We start from the raw sequence: 1,394 nt of genomic DNA, 5'->3' as shown, positions 1-1,394 counted from the left end.
CCCTTGAACACGGCCGACCCGGCGCCAATGTGCTGGTCGCCGGGTCGGCCGTGTTCAAGGGGGGCACCGAGGCGGCCTACCGCGCCAACATTGGAACCATCCGACAGGCGGCCGACGGTGCGATCCGGAAAGCCGCGTAAACCATTTCATCGGAGGCAAGCATGGCGGCCGTTCCCCCTGTCTGCGATTTCGGCTGGCGCGCGATCGATGCCGTTTTGCCCGGCGTCGACGGCAGGTCGCATTCGATCCTCAGCCAGGCCGGCCCGAACGGCCTGGTCGTGGCCTTCATCTGCAATCACTGCCCTTATGTGAAGGCGGTGATTTCACGTATCGTGCGCGATGCCAACGACCTCAAGGCCGAAGGTATCGGCTTTGTCGCAATCAACTCGAACGATGCCGACACCTACCCGGAGGATTCCTTCGACCAAATGAAGCTCTTCGCCACGACGAACGGCTTCAGCTTCCCTTACCTGCACGACCAGCGCCAAACTGTAGCGCGCGATTACGTGGCGGTGTGCACTCCCGATTTCTTCGGGTTCAACAGCGAGTTGGGATTGCAATATCGCGGTCGGCTGGACGCCTCGCGACGAGAAGCCGGAGCGCCCGGGCTGAGACGCGATCTGTTCGAGGCGATGAAGCAGGTTGCCCGAACCGGCGACGGGCCGCTGGACCAGGTCGCCTCGATCGGCTGCTCGATCAAGTGGAAGGATGACGCATGAACGTCGGCGCAGGTAGGCCGCTTCGATCGCCGAAGGCGATCCTGTTCGACCTCGACGGCACGCTGGTCGACTCGGCACCGGACATAGCGGCCGCCGTCAACGAATTGCTGGCCAGCCGCGATCTGCCGCCGCTGCGCCTGGACCGGGTCAAGGCCATGATCGGCGGCGGTGTCAGGAAACTGATCGAGCGAGCCTTCGCGGCATCGGGAGCGCCACTGCTCGGCAACGCTCTCGATGAGGCAAACCGCGTCATGGCGCCTATCTACCGCCGGCACCTGACCGGCCTGACAAGGCTGATGCCTGGCGTCAGGGAGGCCCTCACCCACTTTCATTTGGGCGGAGTAAGCATGGGGGTGGCAACCAACAAACCGCAGTTGGCGACCCGCGAAATCCTGCTTCATTTCGGATTGACGGAATATTTCGGTGCGATCGTCGGCGGAGACGCGGTGACATACCTGAAACCGGCGCCCGATGCCCTGCTGCTGGCGTTGGCACAACTAGGCGTCGACCCGGGTGACGCGCTGCTGGTCGGAGACAGTGGCGCTGACCTGGGCGCCGCACGCGCCGCCGGCATGCCCGTCATTCTGCTGCGTGGCGGCTACAGCCACATTCCGGTGGAAGAGCTTGGCGCCGATCTTGTTTGCGACAGCCTTTTCGATCTGCCTTCGGCAATGC

2 protein-coding genes are annotated in these 1,394 nt (G+C 63.8%); both read left to right on the top strand.

Annotated elements, in window-relative coordinates:
• Nucleotides 1–161: 161 nt before the first annotated feature.
• Nucleotides 162–719, top strand: a complete 558-nt coding sequence (locus EN879_RS35855) for a thioredoxin family protein (protein ID WP_013532060.1) — start codon at nucleotides 162–164, stop codon at nucleotides 717–719.
• A partial coding sequence (gph, locus tag EN879_RS35850; protein WP_127274712.1) for a phosphoglycolate phosphatase occupies nucleotides 716–1,394 on the top strand: 679 nt, incomplete at its 3' end. The genes EN879_RS35855 and gph, both read left to right, overlap by 4 nt.

The organism is Mesorhizobium sp. M7A.F.Ca.AU.002.02.1.1, assembly GCF_003998535.1.
Classification (GTDB): Bacteria; Pseudomonadota; Alphaproteobacteria; order Rhizobiales; family Rhizobiaceae; genus Mesorhizobium; species Mesorhizobium ciceri.
The sequence above is the reverse complement of the archived record's forward strand: the minus strand, read 5'-3'. Positions and strand labels throughout refer to the sequence as shown.